Consider the following 17,804-nt stretch of genomic DNA (forward strand, 5'->3'; position numbering starts at 1 on the left):
GGAGAGGGCCAGGGGGGAACGACGCGGGCGTCTTATAACCGTGGCGCCTTCCTCATCCGAGGAGATCATGCAGCGGATATGGTTGAATGCCGCATGGTCAAAGCGAACACGGGCCTGCTGTCCCTGTGCGTCCTGGTCCTGGGTGCCGCCTGCGCGGAGCCGATCCACGACGCCCCTGTCCCCGCCCCCTTGAAAGCCACCCGCCGGGCGCTGGGCGAGGGCCCCGCGTCCCAGATGGTGGATGTGGGCACGTCGGCCGACAACGCCCTCGCGCCCCGCCCCGCTTCCCTGACGGCGGCGGGCACGACGCTCCTGTTCTCCGCCGATGACGGCACGACCGGCCGGGAGCTGTGGCGGCTCACGCCCGTGGGACCCGCGCTGCTGGCGGACATCTCGCCCGGCAACGCGAGCGCCGAGCCCTCCCAGCTCTTCTATTCACGGGGGCTCACCTGGTTCTCCGCCACGAATGGCCAGCAGGGCCTGGAGCTGTGGCGCACGGATGGCACCACGACCGGGACGGTGATGGTCAAGGACATCCAGCCAGGTCCGGCCAGCTCCCGCCCCGCGAACTTCACCGAGTACAAGGGATGGATCTTCTTCAGCGCCGATGACGGCGACAAGGGCAACGAGCTGTGGCGCACCGACGGGACCGCGGCGGGCACCGTGCGCCTGGTGGATCTCTACCTGGGCGCGGGAGACGGCAACCCCCGCGCCTTCACCGAGATGGACGGCCAGCTCTACTTCACGGCCACGGGCAATGGGGGGACGCGGCAGCTCTGGCGCACCAACGGCACGCCCGGGGGCACGGTGCGGCTCGGCCAGAACGTGACCGTGTCCTCGTCGGCGACCTCGCGCGAGCTGGTCCGCTCGGGCCGGGTGATCTACTTCGCGGGCGACAATGGCACCGGGGGCAACGAGCTGTGGAAGACGGACGGCACCGAGGAAGGCACCGTGCGCGTCAAGGACATCCTCCCCGGCGCGCTGTCCTCGGATCCCCTCCAGCTCACGGTGCTGGGCAACGCGGTGTACTTCGTCGCCACCGATGGCACGACGGGGCGGGAGCTGTGGAAGAGCGATGGCACGGAGGCGGGCACCCAGCGGGTGCTGGAACTCACCCCGGGCAACAACACCGTGGAGACGCCTGATTCGCTCGTGGCCACCGCCTCGCGGCTCTTCTTCCGGATGAAGGACGCGACCCGCGTCGAGACCTCGCTCCACGTGACGGATGGCACGGCGGCGGGGACGCAGAAGCTCGTGGACTTCAAGGCGCTGGGCGGCAAGGGCCCCCTGTCCATGAAGGAGCACGGCAACACGCTCTACTTCACCGGTTCTCAGACGATTCCCTTCAACTATGGCATCGAGGTGTGGACGAGCGACGGCACGGTCGCGGGCACCAAGGCCATCGGCAACAACTTCCTGCCCGACAGCAGCACGGCGCCCGTACCGGGCTCGTTCACCGTCTGGGAGGACAACGTCTATTTCACGGCGATCGCGCCGGGCACCGGGCTCGACCCCGACCCCGCCGTGCCCACGCTGTGGCGGACCCGGGGAACCGTGGCCACCACGAGGCCCGTGGGCTCGGACCTGACCCCCCCGCCCACCCGGGGCTCCAGCCCCGTGCCCTTCGTCAACTGGAACGGAGCGCTGTACTTCACCTCCTTCGAGCCCTATGCGGCGGCGCGCTTGTGGCGCACCGAGGGGACGGCGGCCACCACCGTGGCCCTCAAGGACATCGTCCCCAAGATCGAGCTCCAGTTCTCCTCGACCCAGGGCCTCACGTCCCTCACGCCGCTCGGGGACGCCCTCTACTTCGCGGCGCTCCCGAGGGTGTCGACCGGCTACCAGCTCTGGAAGACGGGGGGCACGCCCGCGACCACCACCCAGGTGAGCTCCCGCGTCTCGCTGTCGCTCTACGACTACCCCAACCCCATCGAACTCGCCGCGTTCGGAGGAGCCCTCTTCTTCGCGGGCCAGGACGCGGCGCATGGCGTCGAGCTGTGGAAGACCGATGGCACCGACGCCGGCACCGTGCTCGTGAAGGACCTGGTTCCCGGAGGGGGCAGCTCCACCCCCCTGCACTTCACGCTCCTGGGCGACGCCCTCTATTTCCTGGTGCAGGACACCTCGGGCGGACGCGCGCTGTGGAAGACGGATGGCACCGAGGCGGGCACCGTCCAGGTGACGGACATCCGCAACGTCGAGAACCGCTCCTCCGTCGTGAGCATCCTGGGCGTCCTGGAGGACACCCTCTACTTCGTGGCCGGCGCGGACGGCACGGGCTACGAGCTGTGGAAGACGGATGGCACGAGCTACTCCCTGGTGAAGGACATCGCTCCCGGCAACCAGGACTCCGGACCCGATCACTTCACGCGGCTCGGCGACAGCTTCTACTTCACCGCGACCGACGGCACCTCCGGCGTCGAGCTGTGGAAATCGGATGGCACCGAGGCGGGCACCCTCCGGGTCAAGGACATCTACCCGGGGGCCGGCAGCGCCACGCCGCTCGCCCTCACGGCGCTCGGCGGCCACCTCTATTTCACCGCCAACGATGGCACCACGGGCGCCGAGCTGTGGAAGACGGACGGCACCGAGGCGGGCACCCTTCGGGTCAAGGACATCCTCCCCGGCCCTCGGGGCGGCGTGCTCGCCGAGGCCTTGCTCGCGCTCCCCACCGAGCAGCTGGTGCTCTTCGCCGCCAACGATGGTGTGCATGGCACCGAGCTGTGGCGCTCGGATGGCACCGAGGCGGGCACCTTCCTGCTGCACGACATCGCCCCGTGGCGGCTCGGTTCGGAGCCCTCGGGTTTCACCTTCTACGGGGATTCGATCATCTTCAGCGCGAGCGACGGACGGCATGGCCAGGAGCCATGGACGATGCCCCGCGCGAGGCTCGTCAACAGCGTGCCTCCCGGCATCACGTGTCCCGCCGACCAGACCGTCGAGGCGCAGCAGGCCCTGGGCGCGGCGGTCGACTTCGAGCCCGCGGAGGCCACGGATGATGACCCCACCCTGCCGCCCGCCGTCTCCTACAGCCACGAGTCAGGAGGCCTCTTCCTCTTTGGCACCACCCAGGTGACGGCCACGGCGCGCGACGCGGCGGGCCTGGTGGCCTCGTGTACCTTCAACGTCACGGTCCAGGACACGACGCCTCCCGAGGTCTTCTGTCCCACGACCGCCACGGTGGAGGCCACGAGCGCCGAGGGGGCGCTCGTCTCCTTCCCCCTGCCCTGGGCCAAGGACGCGGTCACCCACCAGCCGCATGTCGACACCTACCCCTTCTCCGGTACCGTCTTCCCCCAGGGCGACACGACGGTGACGGTGACGGCCACCGATGACCTCGGCAACAGCAACCAGTGCACCTTCACCGTGAGCGTGCGCGACACGACGGCCTCCACGCTGACGTGTCCGGCGGATCAGCTCGTCGAGGCCGAGGACGCGAGCGGCGCCATCGCCACGTGGCCGCCCGCGGAGGCCTCGGACCCCGTGTCCACCCCCGTCCTCACGTACGCTCACACCTCCGGGGAGCGCTTCCCACTCGGCAAGACACCCGTCGAGGTCACGGCGAGGGACGAAGCGGGCAACGTCTCGCGCTGCACCTTCCACGTCATCATCCGGGACTCGGTGGCGCCCACGCTCAAGTGCCCGGCCGCCATCGAGCTCGAGGCGACGGGCCCCGAGGGCGCTCCAGCGGACTTCCTGGTGACGAACGTGGTGGACAACATCTCCTCCGTCACCGTGAGGACCCTCCCCAGTTCGGGAGACACCTTCCCCGTCGGCGAGACCTCCGTGCGGGTCCTGGCCGAGGACACCTCGGGCAACGTGAGCGAGTGCCGCTTCTCCGTCCGGGTGAACGACACCCTGCCGCCGCTGCTCACGTGCCCTCAGACGGTGGTCGTCCCGGAGGGGCCGGTGAAGGTGACGCTGCCCACGCCGGCCGTCACGGACCGGGTCACTCCGGAACCGGCCATCACGTTCTCCCCGGCGAGCGGCAGCGAGTTCCCGCTAGGAGACACTTCCGTGGAGGTGACAGCGACCGATGCTTCGGGCAACATCGCCCAGTGCACGTTCACCGTGCATGTCGAGAAGGCCAAGAGCGGCTGCTCCGCCGCTCCGGCGAGCATGGGGGCCTCGGGCTGGATGGGCCTCTTGTCGCTCCTGGCGTTCGCGGCCCGCCGCAAGGCGAGATCATCCACAGGGGGAGTCCGATGAGCCCGTCCCATGCCCCGCAGCTTCACTTCCGCACATGCAACCTGTGCGAGGCCATGTGCGGGCTGCGCATCGAGACGGACGGGAGCAAGGTGCTCTCCATCCGCGGCGATGACGAGGATCCCTTCAGCCAGGGCCACATCTGTCCCAAGGCCGTCGCGCTACAGGACCTGCACGAGGATCCGGACCGGCTGCGCCACCCCGTGCGCCGCACCGCCTCGGGCTGGGAGCGCATGTCCTGGAAGGACGCGCTCGACGAGACCGCGAACCGGCTGCACGCGGTGCAGAAGGCCCACGGCAAGGACGCGGTGGGCGTGTACTCGGGCAATCCCACCGTGCACAACCACGGCGCGATGCTGCTCCTGCCCTTCTTCCTGAAGGCGCTGCGCACGCGCAACAAGTTCTCGGCGACGTCGGTGGACCAGCTCCCGCACCACCTCGCCTCGTACCTGATGCTCGGACATCAGCTGCTGATTCCCATTCCGGACATCGACCGCACGCACTTCATGCTCATCCTCGGAGCCAACCCCCTGGCCTCCAACGGCAGCCTGATGACGGCGCCGGGCGTGCGCGGGCGGCTCAAGGCCATCCAGCAGCGCGGCGGCAAGGTCGTGGTGGTGGATCCGCGCAAGACGGAGACCGCGCGCATCGCGGACGAGCACCTCTTCATCCGTCCCAGCACCGACGCGCTCTGGCTGTGGTCGCTCCTGCACGTCCTCCTCCACGAGGTGGGCGCGCGCCTGGGCCGGCTGGCGGACTTCACCGACGGCCTGGCGCACGTGCGCGAGCTGTCGCGCGAGTTCACCCCCGAGCGCGCCGCCGCCCACACGGGCATCCCCGCGGACACCACCCGGCGGATCGCCCGGGAACTGGCCGCTGCGCCCTCCGCCGTCTGCTACGGCCGCGTGGGCGTGTCCACGCAGGCCTTCGGGGGGATGTGCCAGTGGCTGATCAACGTCCTCAACGTGGTGACGGGCAACTTCGACCGAGAGGGAGGCGCCATGTTCACGCGGCCCGCCTTCGATCTCGTGGGAGGCCCCAAGGCCATGCGCTCCAGCCGTGGGAGCATGGGCCGGTGGAAGAGCCGGGTCCGGGGGCTGCCGGAGTTCTCCGGGGAGCTGCCCGTGTCCGTGCTCGGCGAGGAGATCCTCACCGAGGGCGAGGGCCGCATCCGCGCCATGGTCACCTCCGCGGGCAACCCGGTGGTGTCCACGCCCAACGGGCGGCAGATGGATCAGGCCTTCGCCTCGCTGGACTTCATGGTGAGCATCGACCCGTACATCAACGAGACGACCCGCCACGCGCACATCATCCTGCCGCCCGTGACCCAGCTGGAGCGCGGCCACTTCGATCTCATCTTCAACACGTTCGCGGTGCGCGACACCGTCAAGTACTCGCCGCCGCTCTTCACGCCGCCCGCTGATTCGCTCCACGATTGGGAAATCTTCCTGGAGCTCAAGCACCGCCTGGACACCCTGCGCGGCGAGCCGCTGGCACGCGGGGAGCTGCCCTACCGCGCCTTGAAGGCCCTCGGCCCCGAGCGCCTGCTGGACGTGGGGCTGCGCGCGGGCCCCTACGGCATGAGGCTGCGCCCCTTCCGCCAGGGACTGAGCCTGGCGAGCCTCAAGGCCCAACCCCATGGCGTGGACCTGGGGCCCCTCAAGCCATGCCTGCCCGGACGGCTGGCCACGCGCGAGCGCCGCATCCAGCTCGCCCCCGAGCCGCTGGTGGAAGACCTCCAGCGCCTGCGCTCCACCTTCCCTCCAGCAGACCCGGCGGCGCGCGCCGACGGCGAGTTCCAGCTCATCGGCCGGCGCCATGTGCGCGACAACAACTCCTGGATGCACAACGTGCCCAAGCTGGTGAGTGGCAAGCCCCGCTGCACGCTCATGGTGCACCCCGCGGATGCCCAGCGGCTGGGCCTGCGCGAGGGAGACTCGGCACGCGTCACGTCCCGGGTCGGCGAGGTGCTCGCCCCCGTGAACGTGACGGACGAAGTGATGCCCGGCGTGGTCAGCCTCCCCCATGGCTACGGGCACGCCCGCTCGGGAGTCCAGCTCCAGGTGGCGGGCGCCCACGCCGGTGTCAGCATCAATGACCTCACTGACGATCAGGTCATCGATGGAATCAGTGGAAATGCCGCATTCTCCGCGATCCAGGTGCGCATTCAGCCGCTAGAATCATCTGGCTCTGAAGTGCGGCCCAAGCAGCCCTCGATTGGATGAAACGACCCCCATGATCACCGTCTACCAAACCCCCGTGGCCTGGGGCACCCCGAACCTCAGCCCCTTCTGCTTCAAGCTGGAGGCGTACCTGCGGATGACGGGGATGTCCTACGAAGTGAAGCTGGCGGACCTGCGCAACGCGCCCAAGGGCAAGGTGCCCTACATCGAGCTGGACGGGCTGCGGATGGGTGACTCGCAGTTCATCATCGAGCACCTCAAGAAGAAGTTCGGGGATCCGCTCGACAAGGAGCTGACGCCCCAGCAGGTGGCGGTGGGCCACACCGTGCGGCGCATGCTCGAGGAGAGCACCTACTGGTACATCGTCTACATGCGCTGGGTGGACGAGGCGGGCTGGCTCGCCTACCGGCCCGTGGCCGAGACGATGGTGCCCTGGGTGGTGGGCGGCGACATCCCCGTGGCCACGCTGCGTCAGGGCATGCTGCGCATCCTCCACGATCAGGGCACGGGCCGTCACAGCTCGGAGGAGGTACAGTCCCTGGCCATCGCGGACATCACCGCCATCTCGACGATCATGGGCGAGAAGCCCTACCTGCTGAGCGACAAGCCGTCCTCCTTCGACGCGGGGCTCTACTCCTTCCTGGTGAGCATCATCGCCAACCCCGTGGACACGGATCTCAAGCAGTTCACGCTCAGCCAGACGAACCTGGTGCGCTACTGCGCGAACTTCAAGAAGCGCTTCTTCGCCAACTGGACGCCGCCGGACATGAAGGCCGCCTGAGCGGCTCGCCGGATAGGCCTGACGGAGGTCACGCCCCCCAAGGTCGCCGTGGCCTCATTCAAGGGCTCCCGAAGGACGCCTCCCAGAGCGGTTGTCCCTCGGGCGACAGCCCAAAGGTCCAGAGGTCCGTCTTGCCCGCGCCCTGGGAGGACGTCATCCCCACGACCACGAGGCTCTCGTCCGCCAGGCGAGCAATGCCATAGCCCATGTCATCTCCAGCGCCGCCATAAGAGCGCTGCCAGAGCAAGCGTCCATCCGCGGAGAAACGCCACACGGTTGCCTCCCGGTCGACCAGGAAATCCTTCCAGGAATATCCCCCCACGGCGACTCCCCCATCGGGAAAGACGGCGATGGCGCGGCCAGCATCCAACTGGGATGAGGAGTACTCCCACAGGATTTCCCCTCGTGAGTCCATGCGCACCACCCAAAGGTGCTTGTCCATTGAATTGGAATGGCTCAGACGTCCCGCCGCGATAAGCCCGCCATCCGGCAATGAAGCGAGCGCATTCAATTCACCCTGGCCTTCGGTCGGCAACCGCTTTTCCGCGGTGGCCCGTCCATCGGACTCCAGAAACAACAATCTCGAAATCCCCAGTCCCACGGTCGAGGTTTCCGACGTTCCCAGGACGGCGATGCGTTGAGCGGGGAGCGCCACCAGGGCAGTAACGTGTTCGACTTGGGGAAGCGCCACATCCCAAAGTCGATTGCCCCGAGAATCCAATCGGACGACCCAGCCCGCTCCGTCCTGCACTCCCCCAGCGACAGGAGAACCGTCCTCGAGCACCGCGATGGCATTGAGTCCATTCACGCCCACGTGGCCTGGAGTCCGCTCCCAAAGCACATCCCCTTCTGGGGAAAGCACGAGGAGCCAGCCCCGGAATCGTCCCACCGCGAGCTGTTCCTCCCCCGCGACGATGAGTCCACCACCCGGCGCGGCGACGATCGCTCGACCCAATGTTCCGGTTCCAGGTTCTCCCCCTCCATAAGTCCGCTCCCAGAGGGGAGGCGGAGCCTTGTCGAACTGGAGCACCCAGGCCTGCTGGACTCCAGGCCGCCGGGAGTTGGTGTGGCCCACCACGGAGAAACCGTTCCCCGTCGCGTTGACCGCCTCCGCCCATTCGTGTCCCGTGCTGTTCTCCTGCTCGACGTTTCGCGCCCACGTCATGTCGCCACGCCCTGACACGGGTGAAAAAACATCAACCGGGCGGTAGAGGAGAAACCCCACGAGGAGCAACACGACGCACACCGCCAGCCCCGCCCCCCAAACAAGTCCCTTGCCAACACCGTCCCGAGTTTTCATTGGATTCAATGCCACTCGGCAGTGTGAAGCCGCTTCTTCTCCGCCGGGCTGAAAGGACGGATGAGGGGGACGATATCTTTGTATTCCATATCTTTCCACGGTCCGTCATTTTCGCCACCGATGTGTCCTCTCAGAAAACGTATCTGGGCTTCAAGGCTGATACGCCATGTGGAGAGAATGGAGCACATGGTGCGAGAGGAGACAGCTCAGCAAGACACGGAGTAGCGCCCTCCGTCGGGCCTTAGGTCCTGGAGGATTCCGGCCTGTGAAATGTGGGAGTGCCCGAGTACCGGGGCAAACCCACCCGCGGCCGACCCGGGAATGGCGGACGGGGCGGTCCACGGGTAGCTTGGAGGGCCCTTGAGCCAAGCCGTCACCGCCCTCCTCGCGCTGTTCCTCACCACGTGCGCCGCGCCGCGTACGGCCCCTCCCGCCCCGGCCGTCGAGCCCCCTCCGGCGCCTCCGGTGGTCACCCCCGCGGCGCCCGCCCCCGCGCCCGAGTGGTTCGCCGAGGAGCTGCCCGCGCCGGACACCCGCAAGCGCCTGGACTTCCGGGGAGGCGAGCCGCGCGTGCCCATCGGGCTGATGCAGGGCCGCTCCGAGGTGCGCTTCGTGCCCCGGGGCCGGATGCGGCTGCGCTTCGGCGGAGAGGCCGACAAGGTCCTCGAGGCCCCCTCGGGCTCGCTCTGGACGGTGCGGGTGACGGAAGGCTCGCCCGCGGAGCTGTCCTCGCGCGTGCAGCTCGCGGAGATTCCCTTCGTGGACAAGGCGGGCCTCGCGGACGCCCAGGCGCAATGGAAGGCCCGGGGGATCGCGGTGCGCGTGCACGTGCTGGGCGTGCTCTACGGCATCGCCGGCAAGGTCATCGACAACCGCCGCTACCTGCTGCTGCTCGACGAGGAGCTGACACCCCGCGACGCCCCCGCGCGCCAGGCGGCGCTCCTGAGCCAGTTCGGCGTGCGAACCACCCTCTTCGAGGAGGTGCGCACCCCCTCCCACGCCATCCTCGAGGTGAAGGATCAGGGCGGCGCCGTGGTGGGGCTCGCCCAGGACTCGGTGTCCGTGGAGACGCTGGACGACGCTGGCTTCGAGGTGCGCCAGGTGGAGCACGACGTCGGCTACGACAACCACGGCTTCGAGGACCGCTCCTTCCGGGGCACGCTCCAGCTCGTGGTGGACCGGCATGGCACGCTCGCGGTGGTCAACGGGGTGCGGCTGGAGGATCTGCTCAAGGGGCTGGTGCCGTCGGAAATCTACGCCCGGGCGCACCCGGAGGCGCTCAAGGCGCAGGCGGTGACGGCGCGTGGAGAGGTGCTGGCGAAGGTGGGCATCAAGCACCTGGCGGACCCCTTCCTGCTGTGCTCCGAGCAGCACTGCGCGGTGTACCGGGGCCGCACGGGCGAGGCCGCCAGCACGACGGCGGCGGTGGAGGCCACCCGGGGCGAGGGCCTCTTCTCCCAGAACGGCCGGCTGGTCGACTCGGTGTACAGCGCGGTGTGCGGCGGCCACACCGAGGACAATGATGTCGTCTGGGGGGGCCCGCCCAACCCCAACCTGCGGGGCCGGCCGGACGTGCTGGGCTCGCCCCAGGGGCTGCCCACGCCAGGCAACCTCGCCGAGTACCTGCGCGCGGAGCTGCCCACCATGTGCCGCCTGTCCAGCTTCGCGCAGCCAAGCAAGTACCGCTGGGAGAAGCGCTTCAGCGTGGAGCAGGTGAACGCCCTCACGGCGCACCTGAACGTGGGCCCCGTGCGGGCGCTGAGCCTGGGAGAGCGAGGCGTGTCGGGCCGGGCCCGGACGCTCACGGTGGCGGGCGAGCGCGGCGTCACCCAGGTGCGGGGCGAGCTGAACATCCGCCGCCTCTTCGGCATGCTCAACAGCGCCATGGCCCTGGTCGAGGAGGAGCAGGACGCCGAGGGGCACCTGAGCGGCTGGCGCTTCCGGGGCGGCGGCTGGGGCCACGGGGTGGGCATGTGCCAGACGGGCGCCATCGGCCGGGCCGAGGCCGGACAGCGCTACCAGGACATCCTTCGTTTCTACTTCAACGGAGCAGAAGTCGCCCCCATCTACTGAACGCTCCGGCGTCTTCCCGATGACAGTTCGGGAGTACGGGGCGCGCCCAGGGGTTATCATCCACGCGCGTGCCGATGGGTCCATCGCATCCAGAGCAGACATCCAGGCGCAGGAAGAGGTGGTCCGACCCCGCCCGCTACCTGCTCGCCCTGCTCATCGCGTTGCTGCTCCAGGCGGGCTTCGTGGGCCTGCTGGCGCTGATGGCGTACATCCAGTCCACCCTTCCGCCCGACCCCAAGCCCCCCAAGCCGCCGAGCGCCGTGGCCCTCCGGCCCCTGAGCGACCAGGAATGGGCGAAGAACCGGGGTCCGGTGCCCAATGCCCCCACCGCGTCGTCCACGCCCCCTCCCAAGAAGAAGGAGGAGAAGAAGCCGGAGAAGCGCCCGGATGGGCAGGTGGTGGACGTGGCCCCGGGCAACCAGAAACAGGCCCCGGACGCGAAGTACCTCGCCGAGCACGACAACAAGGTGGAGAAGGAGACGCGCGCGCGTGAGCAGACGCCCTTCTACAAGAACGCCATGCCCCAGACGACGGCGCAGCGCTCGCGCCAGGGCTCCGGGGTGAGCGAGGAGCAGGCCGCGCACCTGTCCGGCAACAACGGCCGGGGCGCGGATGACCGGCCCCTGGCCGAGGGTGGCAAGAAGTCCGCCTTCGAGCTGCCCGACGCACGGCGCAAGCAGGAGATCGCCCTCAAGCAGGACCCCCGCGCGCCAGGCCCGGGCATCGAGGTGGACAACCGCGACGAGAGCGACGAAGTGGTCGGCAACGGCAAGCGGCTGCGCATCCAGCGGGGCGGGGGCGACGGGGACGAAGGCTCCGAGGGCCGCGCGGGCAGTCCTGGCTTGGCGAAGCTGATGCCCTCGCAGGCGGTGATGGATCAGATCATCGGCGGGGCGCCCAATGATCATCTCAAGAACGTGGCGGAGGGGGACGGCACCTACCTCAATACCCGCGAGTGGAAGTTCGCCAGCTTCTTCAACCGGGTGAAGCAGAGCGTGGGCACGCAGTGGAACCCGAACACGGCGCTGATGCGGCGGGATCCCACGGGCAACATCTACGCGGGCCGGGATCGCTACACCATGGTGCAGGTCACCCTGGACGAGCACGGCAAGGTGGCGGACATCAGCATCGAGAAGAGCTCCGGCCTGGACTTCCTGGACCTGGAGGCCATCGAGTCCTTCAAGCGGGCGCAGCCCTTCCCCAACCCGCCAGCGGGCTTGTTGGAGGACGACTCCAAGGTGCGCTTCTCCTTTGGATTCTTCATGGACATGGGGGGCGGCCCCCGGATGAGGCTCTTCCGTCAGCCCAACTGAACCCCTCGCACCCGGCGCGTGCCGGCACTAGGGTGCGCCGCGTGGAAGCCTCCCTGATCGCGCGCAACCGGAAGGTGCGCACCACTCTCGCCGCCATCCTCGTGGCCAACTGGGCCGTGGCCGTGCTCAAGCTCCTCCTCGGCTTGCTGAGTGACTCGGCCGCGGTGACGGCGGACGGGGTGCACTCCTTCATCGATGGAGGCTCCAACGTGCTGGCCCTGGTGGCCATGTCGGTGGCCGCCCGCCCCGCGGACGAGGACCACCCCTACGGTCACGGTAAGTTCGAGGCCCTGGCCTCGCTGGGCATTGGTGCGTTGATCGGCATCTCCATGCTGGAACTGGGGCGCATGGCGCTCGATTCGCTGGTGCACGATCGCCATCCCACGGTGACGCCGCTCATGGTGGGGGTGATGATCGGGACGCTGGTCATCAACCTCTTCGTCACCTCCATCGAGCACCACAGGGGCAAGAAGCTCCAGAGCGCGCTGTTGCTCGCGGACGCGCGGCACACGCTGTCGGACGTGGGCGTCACGCTGGCGGTGCTCGCCTCGCTGGCCCTGGTGGCACTGGGCTACCCGAAGGCGGATGGGTGGGTGACGCTCGCGGTGATGGCCATCGTGGCCCGCGTGGGGTGGGACATCGTCAAGCAGGCGGTGGGCATCCTCTCGGACACGGCGCGGCTGGATACCCAGAAGGTGGCCGCCCTGACGCTCCAGGTGCCGGGCGTGCGCTCGTGCCGCGACGTGCGCAGCCGGGGCATGGAGGGCACGGTGTACGTGGACCTGAAGATCGAGGTGGAGCCGCAGATGTCCACCGCGCGGGCGCATGACCTGGCCGACGCGGTGGAGGCGAAGCTCCAGGCGGCGTTCCCCGAGGTCGTGGATGTGGTGGTGCACGTCGAGCCGGCGCGCGCCCTCCCCTCCGCCTGAACCCTCGCCCCGCTACGGCTGGATGGTGGTGACGAACCCGGCCTTGCCGTCGTGGACCTTGAGGACCACGGCGGGCTTCACGGCATCGCGGTTCGCGTCCAGGGAGATGGGCCCCGCGACGCCGGGAAAGTTCCGGGTCTTCGCGATGGCGTCCCGCAGGGACGGTCCACTCCAATCCGGAGCCCGCTCGAGCGCGGCGGCCGCCACCTTCGCCGCCTCGTAGGCGAGCACCGAGGACGTGTCCGGCATGATTCCATAGAGCTTCCGATAGGCCGCGACGAACTCGCGCATCCGCGCATCCGGGCTGTCCAGGGCGTAGGGGCTGGTGAAGTAGCTGCCCTCCAGGGCGGTACCGGCCAACTCGAACAGCGTCTCCGCGTCCCACCCGTCACTGCCCAGCAAGGGGACCGTCAAACCCAGCTCGCGCGCCTGCCGGGCGATGATGCCCACGTCGCTGTAATACCCCGGGATGTAGACGGCCTGGGGCCGCGTCTGTTTGATGGCGGTGAGCTGCGCACGGAAATCCGTATCGCCCTGCGAATAGCTCTCCGTGGCGACGATCCGTCCTCCCAGGCGCGTGAAGTCGCGCGTGAACACCTCCCCGAGCCCCAGGGAGTAGTCGCTCTTGTTGTCCTGGAGGATGGCCACCCGCTCCAGCTTCAGGTCCTCGCGGGCGAACTTCGCCATCACGAATCCCTGGAAGGGATCGATGAAACAGATGCGGAAGATGTAGTCGCCCTTTTGGGTCACCGCGGGGTGGGTGGCGGCATGACTGATCATGGGCACACCGGCCGCCTGGGCCTTTTCCGCCATGGCCATGGAATTGGACGAGGACACCTCGCCGAGGATGAGCACCACCTTGTCCCGGGTGATGAGCCGGGTGGCCGCCTGGGCCGCGTCCTCGGGCCTCCCCTGGCTGTCATAGACGCGTACCACGAGCTTCTTGCCCTTCACGCCCCCCGCGGCGTTGATTTCCTGGAGGGCCATGTCGAATCCATTGCGGCTGGAGATGCCAAAGGCCGCCTGGGCGCCGGTGAGGCTGCCCACCTCTCCGAGCAACACCTCCCGCACCTCGGGAGGCGTGTTCTCGACGTCGAGGGCCCGCTCCGGACTGGCCACGGGAGGGGTCTTCTTCTCACAGGCGGCCATGCACGATGCGAGGACGGCGAGCAGCACGGGGGACCAACGACGCATCGAATTCGCCTCCTGGACCCGGAGCACGCGGCCAGGAGGCCATGCTCCACGCTTCCAGCGGATGCGCCAAGCGCGAATCTCCGTCCCCGTTTATTCACTGGCTTCCCACTCGACCGAAAGGCGAAGGACCATGGCGAAGACAGGACGAATCGGTGTTGGCATCATCGGCGCGAGCCCGGATCGCGGATGGGCGGCGTCCGCGCACATCCCCGCGCTGCGCGCCCTACCCACCTACGAACTCCGAGCGTTGAGCACCAGCCGGCGGGAGTCCGCGGAGGCCGCCTCGCGCCAGTTCGGCGTCCCCCTGGCGTTCGACAACGCCGCCGAGCTCGTGGCGCGGCCGGAGGTCGACCTGGTCGTCGTCTCCGTCAAGGTCCCCACGCATCGCGAGCTGGTGACGGCGGCGCTCCACGCGGGCAAGGACGTCTATTGCGAGTGGCCGCTCGGAAATGGGCTCGCCGAAGCCGAGGAGCTGGCGGCGCTCGCGCGTGCGCGCGGCGTCCGGGCGATCGTGGGTCTCCAGGCCCGTGCCGCCCCGGCCGTGCGGTATGTCCGCGACCTCATCGCCAGCGGCTTCGTGGGCGAGGTGTTGTCCACGAGCCTCGTGGCGACGGGAGGCGCATGGGGAGACACCATCGACGGCTTCAACACCTACCTGCTCGACGAGCGCAACGGCGCCACGCTTCTCACCATTCCCTTCGGACACACGGTCGACGCGCTCTGCTGGAGCCTGGGTGAGTTCCAGGAAGTGAGCGCGACGCTGGCCACCCGCCGCTCGGTGGTGCGGCTGGCGGGAACGAACGAGACACGCCCCCAGACCGCGCCGGATCAGGTCGCCGTGTCCGGGGTGCTCACCAGCGGGGCGGTCGCCTCCATCCATTACCGGGGCGGCGTGTCGCGCGGCACGAACCTGCTGTGGGAAATCAATGGCACCGAGGGAGACCTCGTCCTCACCGGAGGCAGTGGCCATCTCCAGATGGCAGCGCCCACGCTCTCGGGAGGAAACGGGAAGGAGAAGTTCGGTCCGCTCACCCTCCCCGAGCGTTACGTCGCGGCCCCCGGGGCTCCCGAGGGAAGCGCCTTCAACGTGGCCCAGGCCTACGCCCAGTTCGCCGAGGACCCGACCTCCGTCCCGAGCTTCGACGACGCCGTGGTGCGCCACCGGATGATCGAGGCCATTCGCGAAGCGGCTCGCACGGGCCAGCGCCAGCGGCTCTGACGCCCGCCTCGTGCCGGACAACAGGCCGCGCGGACAGTGGTTCCGCGCGGCCCGCCCTCCCTGGGACGGCTACCACACTCGAGGTCAGGCCACGACCAGGTTGATGATGCGGCCCGGGATATAGACGAACTTCTTCTCCGTCTTTCCCTGGGTATGGCTGAGCACGGCCGGATCGTTCGCGATGGCCGCGCGCACGTCCGCTTCCGTGGCATCCCGGCGCAGCTTCACGCGGCTGCGCAGCTTGCCATTGACCTGCACGCCCATCTCGACTTCATCGTCCACCGTGAGGGCGGGATCGAACGTCGGCCAGGGCTCGTGGGCCAGGCTCTTCTCCCCCCCCAGCCGCTCCCACAACTCCTCGGCCAGGTGCGGCGCGAAGGGCGCGAGCAGCAGTGTGAACGTCCGCGCCGCGTCCAGGGGCACGTGGGGGACTTCCGCCAAACGGTTGGAGAGGATCATCAGGGCGCTCACCGCCGTGTTGAAGCGAAGCGCCTCGATGTCCTCGCCCACCTTCTTCACCGTCTTGTGGAGCAGGCGCAGCGTCTCGTCATCGAGCGGCCCGCTTCCCTTCCCCCCCGCATGCTCTTTCGCGAGGGCCAGGGTGCTCCAAGCGCGATCGAGGAAGCGCCGCACGCCGATGACGCCCCGGGTCTGCCAGGGCTTCACCGCCTCGAGCGGACCCATGAACATCTCATAGACGCGCAAGGCATCCGCGCCGTGCTCCGAGACGACGTCGTCCGGATTGACCACGTTGCCACGGGACTTGGCCATCTTCCCGCCGTCCTCCCCGAGGATCATCCCCTGGTGGACGAGCTTCTGGAACGGCTCGGGGTGGGACACCACGCCGCAGTCGAAGAGCACCTTGTGCCAGAAGCGGGCATAGAGCAGGTGCAGCACCGCGTGCTCGGCGCCGCCCACGTACAGGTCCACCGGCATCCACGCGTCATAGGCTTGCTGGGAGAACGGGGCCTCGGTGTTCTTCGGATCGAGGAAGCGCAGGTAGTACCAGCAGGAGCCGGCCCACTGCGGCATGGTGTTGGTCTCCCGCGCGTACCACTGGCCGTCCTTCTGGAAGAAGCGCCAGTCCAGGGCGCGCGAGAGCGGACCCGCGGGATCGTCCGACGGACGGAAGTCCTCCAGGTCCGGCAAGCGCAGGGGCAGGTCCTTCTCGTCCACGGCGATGGGCCGATCGAAGCGCACCGTGTGCGGATCCTTGCGCGGATCCGTGCTCCCGGGCGCCAGGTCCACCGGGAAGTAGATGGGGATGGGCTCGCCCCAGTAGCGCTGACGGGAGAACACCCAATCACGCAGGCGGTACTGCACCCGGCGCTCGCCCAGGGCATCGCGCTCCAGGCGCGAGAGCATGGCGGCCTTGGCGTCCGCCGTGCTCTTGCCATCGAGGAACTCCGAGCGGACCGCGATGCCCTCCTGGGTAAAGGCCTCGGTCCACGTGGAGGTGTCGTGCAGCTGGCCATCCGGGGACACCACCTCCACCACGGGCAGGCCGAAGGTCCGGGCGAACTCGAAGTCGCGCTGGTCATGCGCCGGCACGCTCATGATGGCGCCCGTTCCGTAGGAGCCGAGCACGAAGTCCGCCACCCAGATGGGGATTGTCTTCCCCGTCAACGGATGGAGCGCGTGGGCGCCGGTGAACTCGCCCGTCTTCGTGCGCGCGAGTCCGGTGCGGTCCAGGTCGCTCTTGCTCACCACCGAGTCGCGGTAGGCGAGCACCTTCGCGCGCTGCGCCGGGGTGGTGATGGCCTCGAGCAGCGGGTGCTCGGGGGCGATGACCATGTACGTCGCACCGAACAGCGTGTCCGGCCGCGTGGTGAAGATGCGCAGCTTCTCGTCGCGGCCCTCGAGGGCGAAGTCCACCTCGGCGCCCTCGCTGCGGCCAATCCAGTGGACCTGCTTCTCCTTCGTCTCGGGCCAGTCCAGACCCTCGAGTCCCTTCACCAGCGGGTCCGCGTAGGCGGTGATCTTCAGCGTCCACTGGCGCAGCGGCAGGCGCACCACCGGGTGGCTCCCGCGCTCGCTCTTGCCGTCGATGACCTCCTCGTTGGCGAGCACGGTGCCGAGCGCCGGGCACCAGTTCACCGGCAGCTCGGCCTGATAGGCGAGTCCGCGCTCGAACAGCTTGAGGAAGATCCACTGCGTCCAGCGGACATAGGCCTCGTCCGTGGTGGAGAGTTCCCGGGACCAGTCGTAGGAGAAGCCGAGCGACTTGAGTTGCCGCTTGAAGGTGGCGATGTTCTTCGCGGTGGTCTGCGCCGGGTGCGTGCCCGTGGCGATGGCGTGCTGTTCGGCGGGAAGACCGAAGGCGTCCCAGCCCATGGGGTGAAGCACGTCCACGCCGCGCATGCGCAAGTAGCGGCAGGTGATGTCCGTGGCGGTGTACCCCTCGGGGTGGCCCACGTGGAGCCCCGAGCCGGAGGGATAGGGGAACATATCGAGCACGTACGCCTTGGGGCGGCCGGGATGCCGCCGTGCTTCGAACGTCCGCTCTCTTTCCCAGTGGGCCTGCCACTTGGGCTCGAGCGTCGCGGGATCATACGGGGGAGGCTTGGTGGACATGGGGCCGTTCTAGCACGCGAAACGGCCCTCCC

The 17,804-nt window shown here is 68.8% G+C and carries 10 protein-coding genes; 7 read left to right on the forward strand and 3 right to left on the reverse strand.

Translation table 11 applies throughout. From position 1 onward, the window contains the following. Positions 1–93 precede the first annotated feature (93 nt). From MEBOL_RS00600 to MEBOL_RS00610, 3 genes are read left to right on the forward strand one after another with little or no spacing between them, the layout of a single operon-like run. On the forward strand, positions 94–4,209 hold the full coding sequence (locus tag MEBOL_RS00600) for an ELWxxDGT repeat protein (protein ID WP_170115416.1): 4,116 nt from the start codon (positions 94–96) through the stop codon (positions 4,207–4,209). Beyond that, a complete protein-coding gene (locus MEBOL_RS00605) occupies positions 4,206–6,431 on the forward strand; it encodes a molybdopterin-dependent oxidoreductase (RefSeq protein WP_095975595.1) in 2,226 nt (741 codons plus the stop codon). Before MEBOL_RS00600 ends, MEBOL_RS00605 begins: the two co-directional genes overlap by 4 nt. 10 nt (positions 6,432–6,441) lie before the next feature. Continuing rightward, positions 6,442–7,170, forward strand: a complete 729-nt coding sequence (locus MEBOL_RS00610) for a glutathione S-transferase family protein (protein ID WP_095975596.1) — start codon at positions 6,442–6,444, stop codon at positions 7,168–7,170. Positions 7,171–7,228: 58 nt separating this feature from the next. Here MEBOL_RS00610 and MEBOL_RS00615 read toward each other — a convergent pair whose 3' ends face one another. Next, entirely contained in the window at positions 7,229–7,984 is a 756-nt protein-coding gene (locus MEBOL_RS00615; RefSeq protein ID WP_245919330.1) for a hypothetical protein, read from the reverse strand. A gap of 846 nt (positions 7,985–8,830) precedes the next feature. Between MEBOL_RS00615 and MEBOL_RS00620 the strand changes: the two genes are divergently transcribed. The 3 genes from MEBOL_RS00620 to MEBOL_RS00630 all read left to right on the forward strand — a co-directional run bounded on the left by MEBOL_RS00620 (position 8,831) and on the right by MEBOL_RS00630 (position 12,785). Beyond that, positions 8,831–10,543 (forward strand): SpoIID/LytB domain-containing protein, encoded by a 1,713-nt coding sequence (locus tag MEBOL_RS00620; protein ID WP_095975597.1) that lies wholly within the window; start codon positions 8,831–8,833, stop codon positions 10,541–10,543. A 74-nt stretch (positions 10,544–10,617) separates the two neighbouring features. Next, positions 10,618–11,856 carry an energy transducer TonB family protein gene (locus MEBOL_RS00625; protein ID WP_095975598.1) on the forward strand — a complete coding sequence of 413 codons (1,239 nt, stop codon included), beginning with the start codon at positions 10,618–10,620 and terminating at the stop codon, positions 11,854–11,856. 41 nt (positions 11,857–11,897) lie between these two features. Continuing rightward, positions 11,898–12,785, forward strand: coding sequence for a cation diffusion facilitator family transporter (locus MEBOL_RS00630; protein ID WP_483869355.1), 888 nt, complete (start codon positions 11,898–11,900; stop codon positions 12,783–12,785). A 12-nt stretch (positions 12,786–12,797) separates the two neighbouring features. On the opposite strand, the gene MEBOL_RS00635 is transcribed toward MEBOL_RS00630, so the two are convergent. Further along, positions 12,798–13,979, reverse strand: coding sequence for an ABC transporter substrate-binding protein (locus MEBOL_RS00635; protein ID WP_095975600.1), 1,182 nt, complete (start codon positions 13,977–13,979; stop codon positions 12,798–12,800). A gap of 130 nt (positions 13,980–14,109) precedes the next feature. On the opposite strand from MEBOL_RS00635, the gene MEBOL_RS00640 reads away from it, so the two are divergent. Continuing rightward, positions 14,110–15,198 (forward strand): Gfo/Idh/MocA family protein, encoded by a 1,089-nt coding sequence (locus tag MEBOL_RS00640; RefSeq protein WP_095975601.1) that lies wholly within the window; start codon positions 14,110–14,112, stop codon positions 15,196–15,198. 84 nt (positions 15,199–15,282) lie between these two features. On the opposite strand, the gene leuS is transcribed toward MEBOL_RS00640, so the two are convergent. Further along, the gene (gene leuS, locus MEBOL_RS00645) at positions 15,283–17,772 is read right to left on the reverse strand and encodes a leucine--tRNA ligase (protein WP_095975602.1); all 2,490 of its coding nucleotides are present in this window, start codon (positions 17,770–17,772) and stop codon (positions 15,283–15,285) included. Positions 17,773–17,804: the final 32 nt, after the last annotated feature.

The sequence above is a fragment of the Melittangium boletus DSM 14713 genome, from assembly GCF_002305855.1.
Lineage (GTDB): Bacteria > Myxococcota > Myxococcia > Myxococcales > Myxococcaceae > Cystobacter > Cystobacter boletus.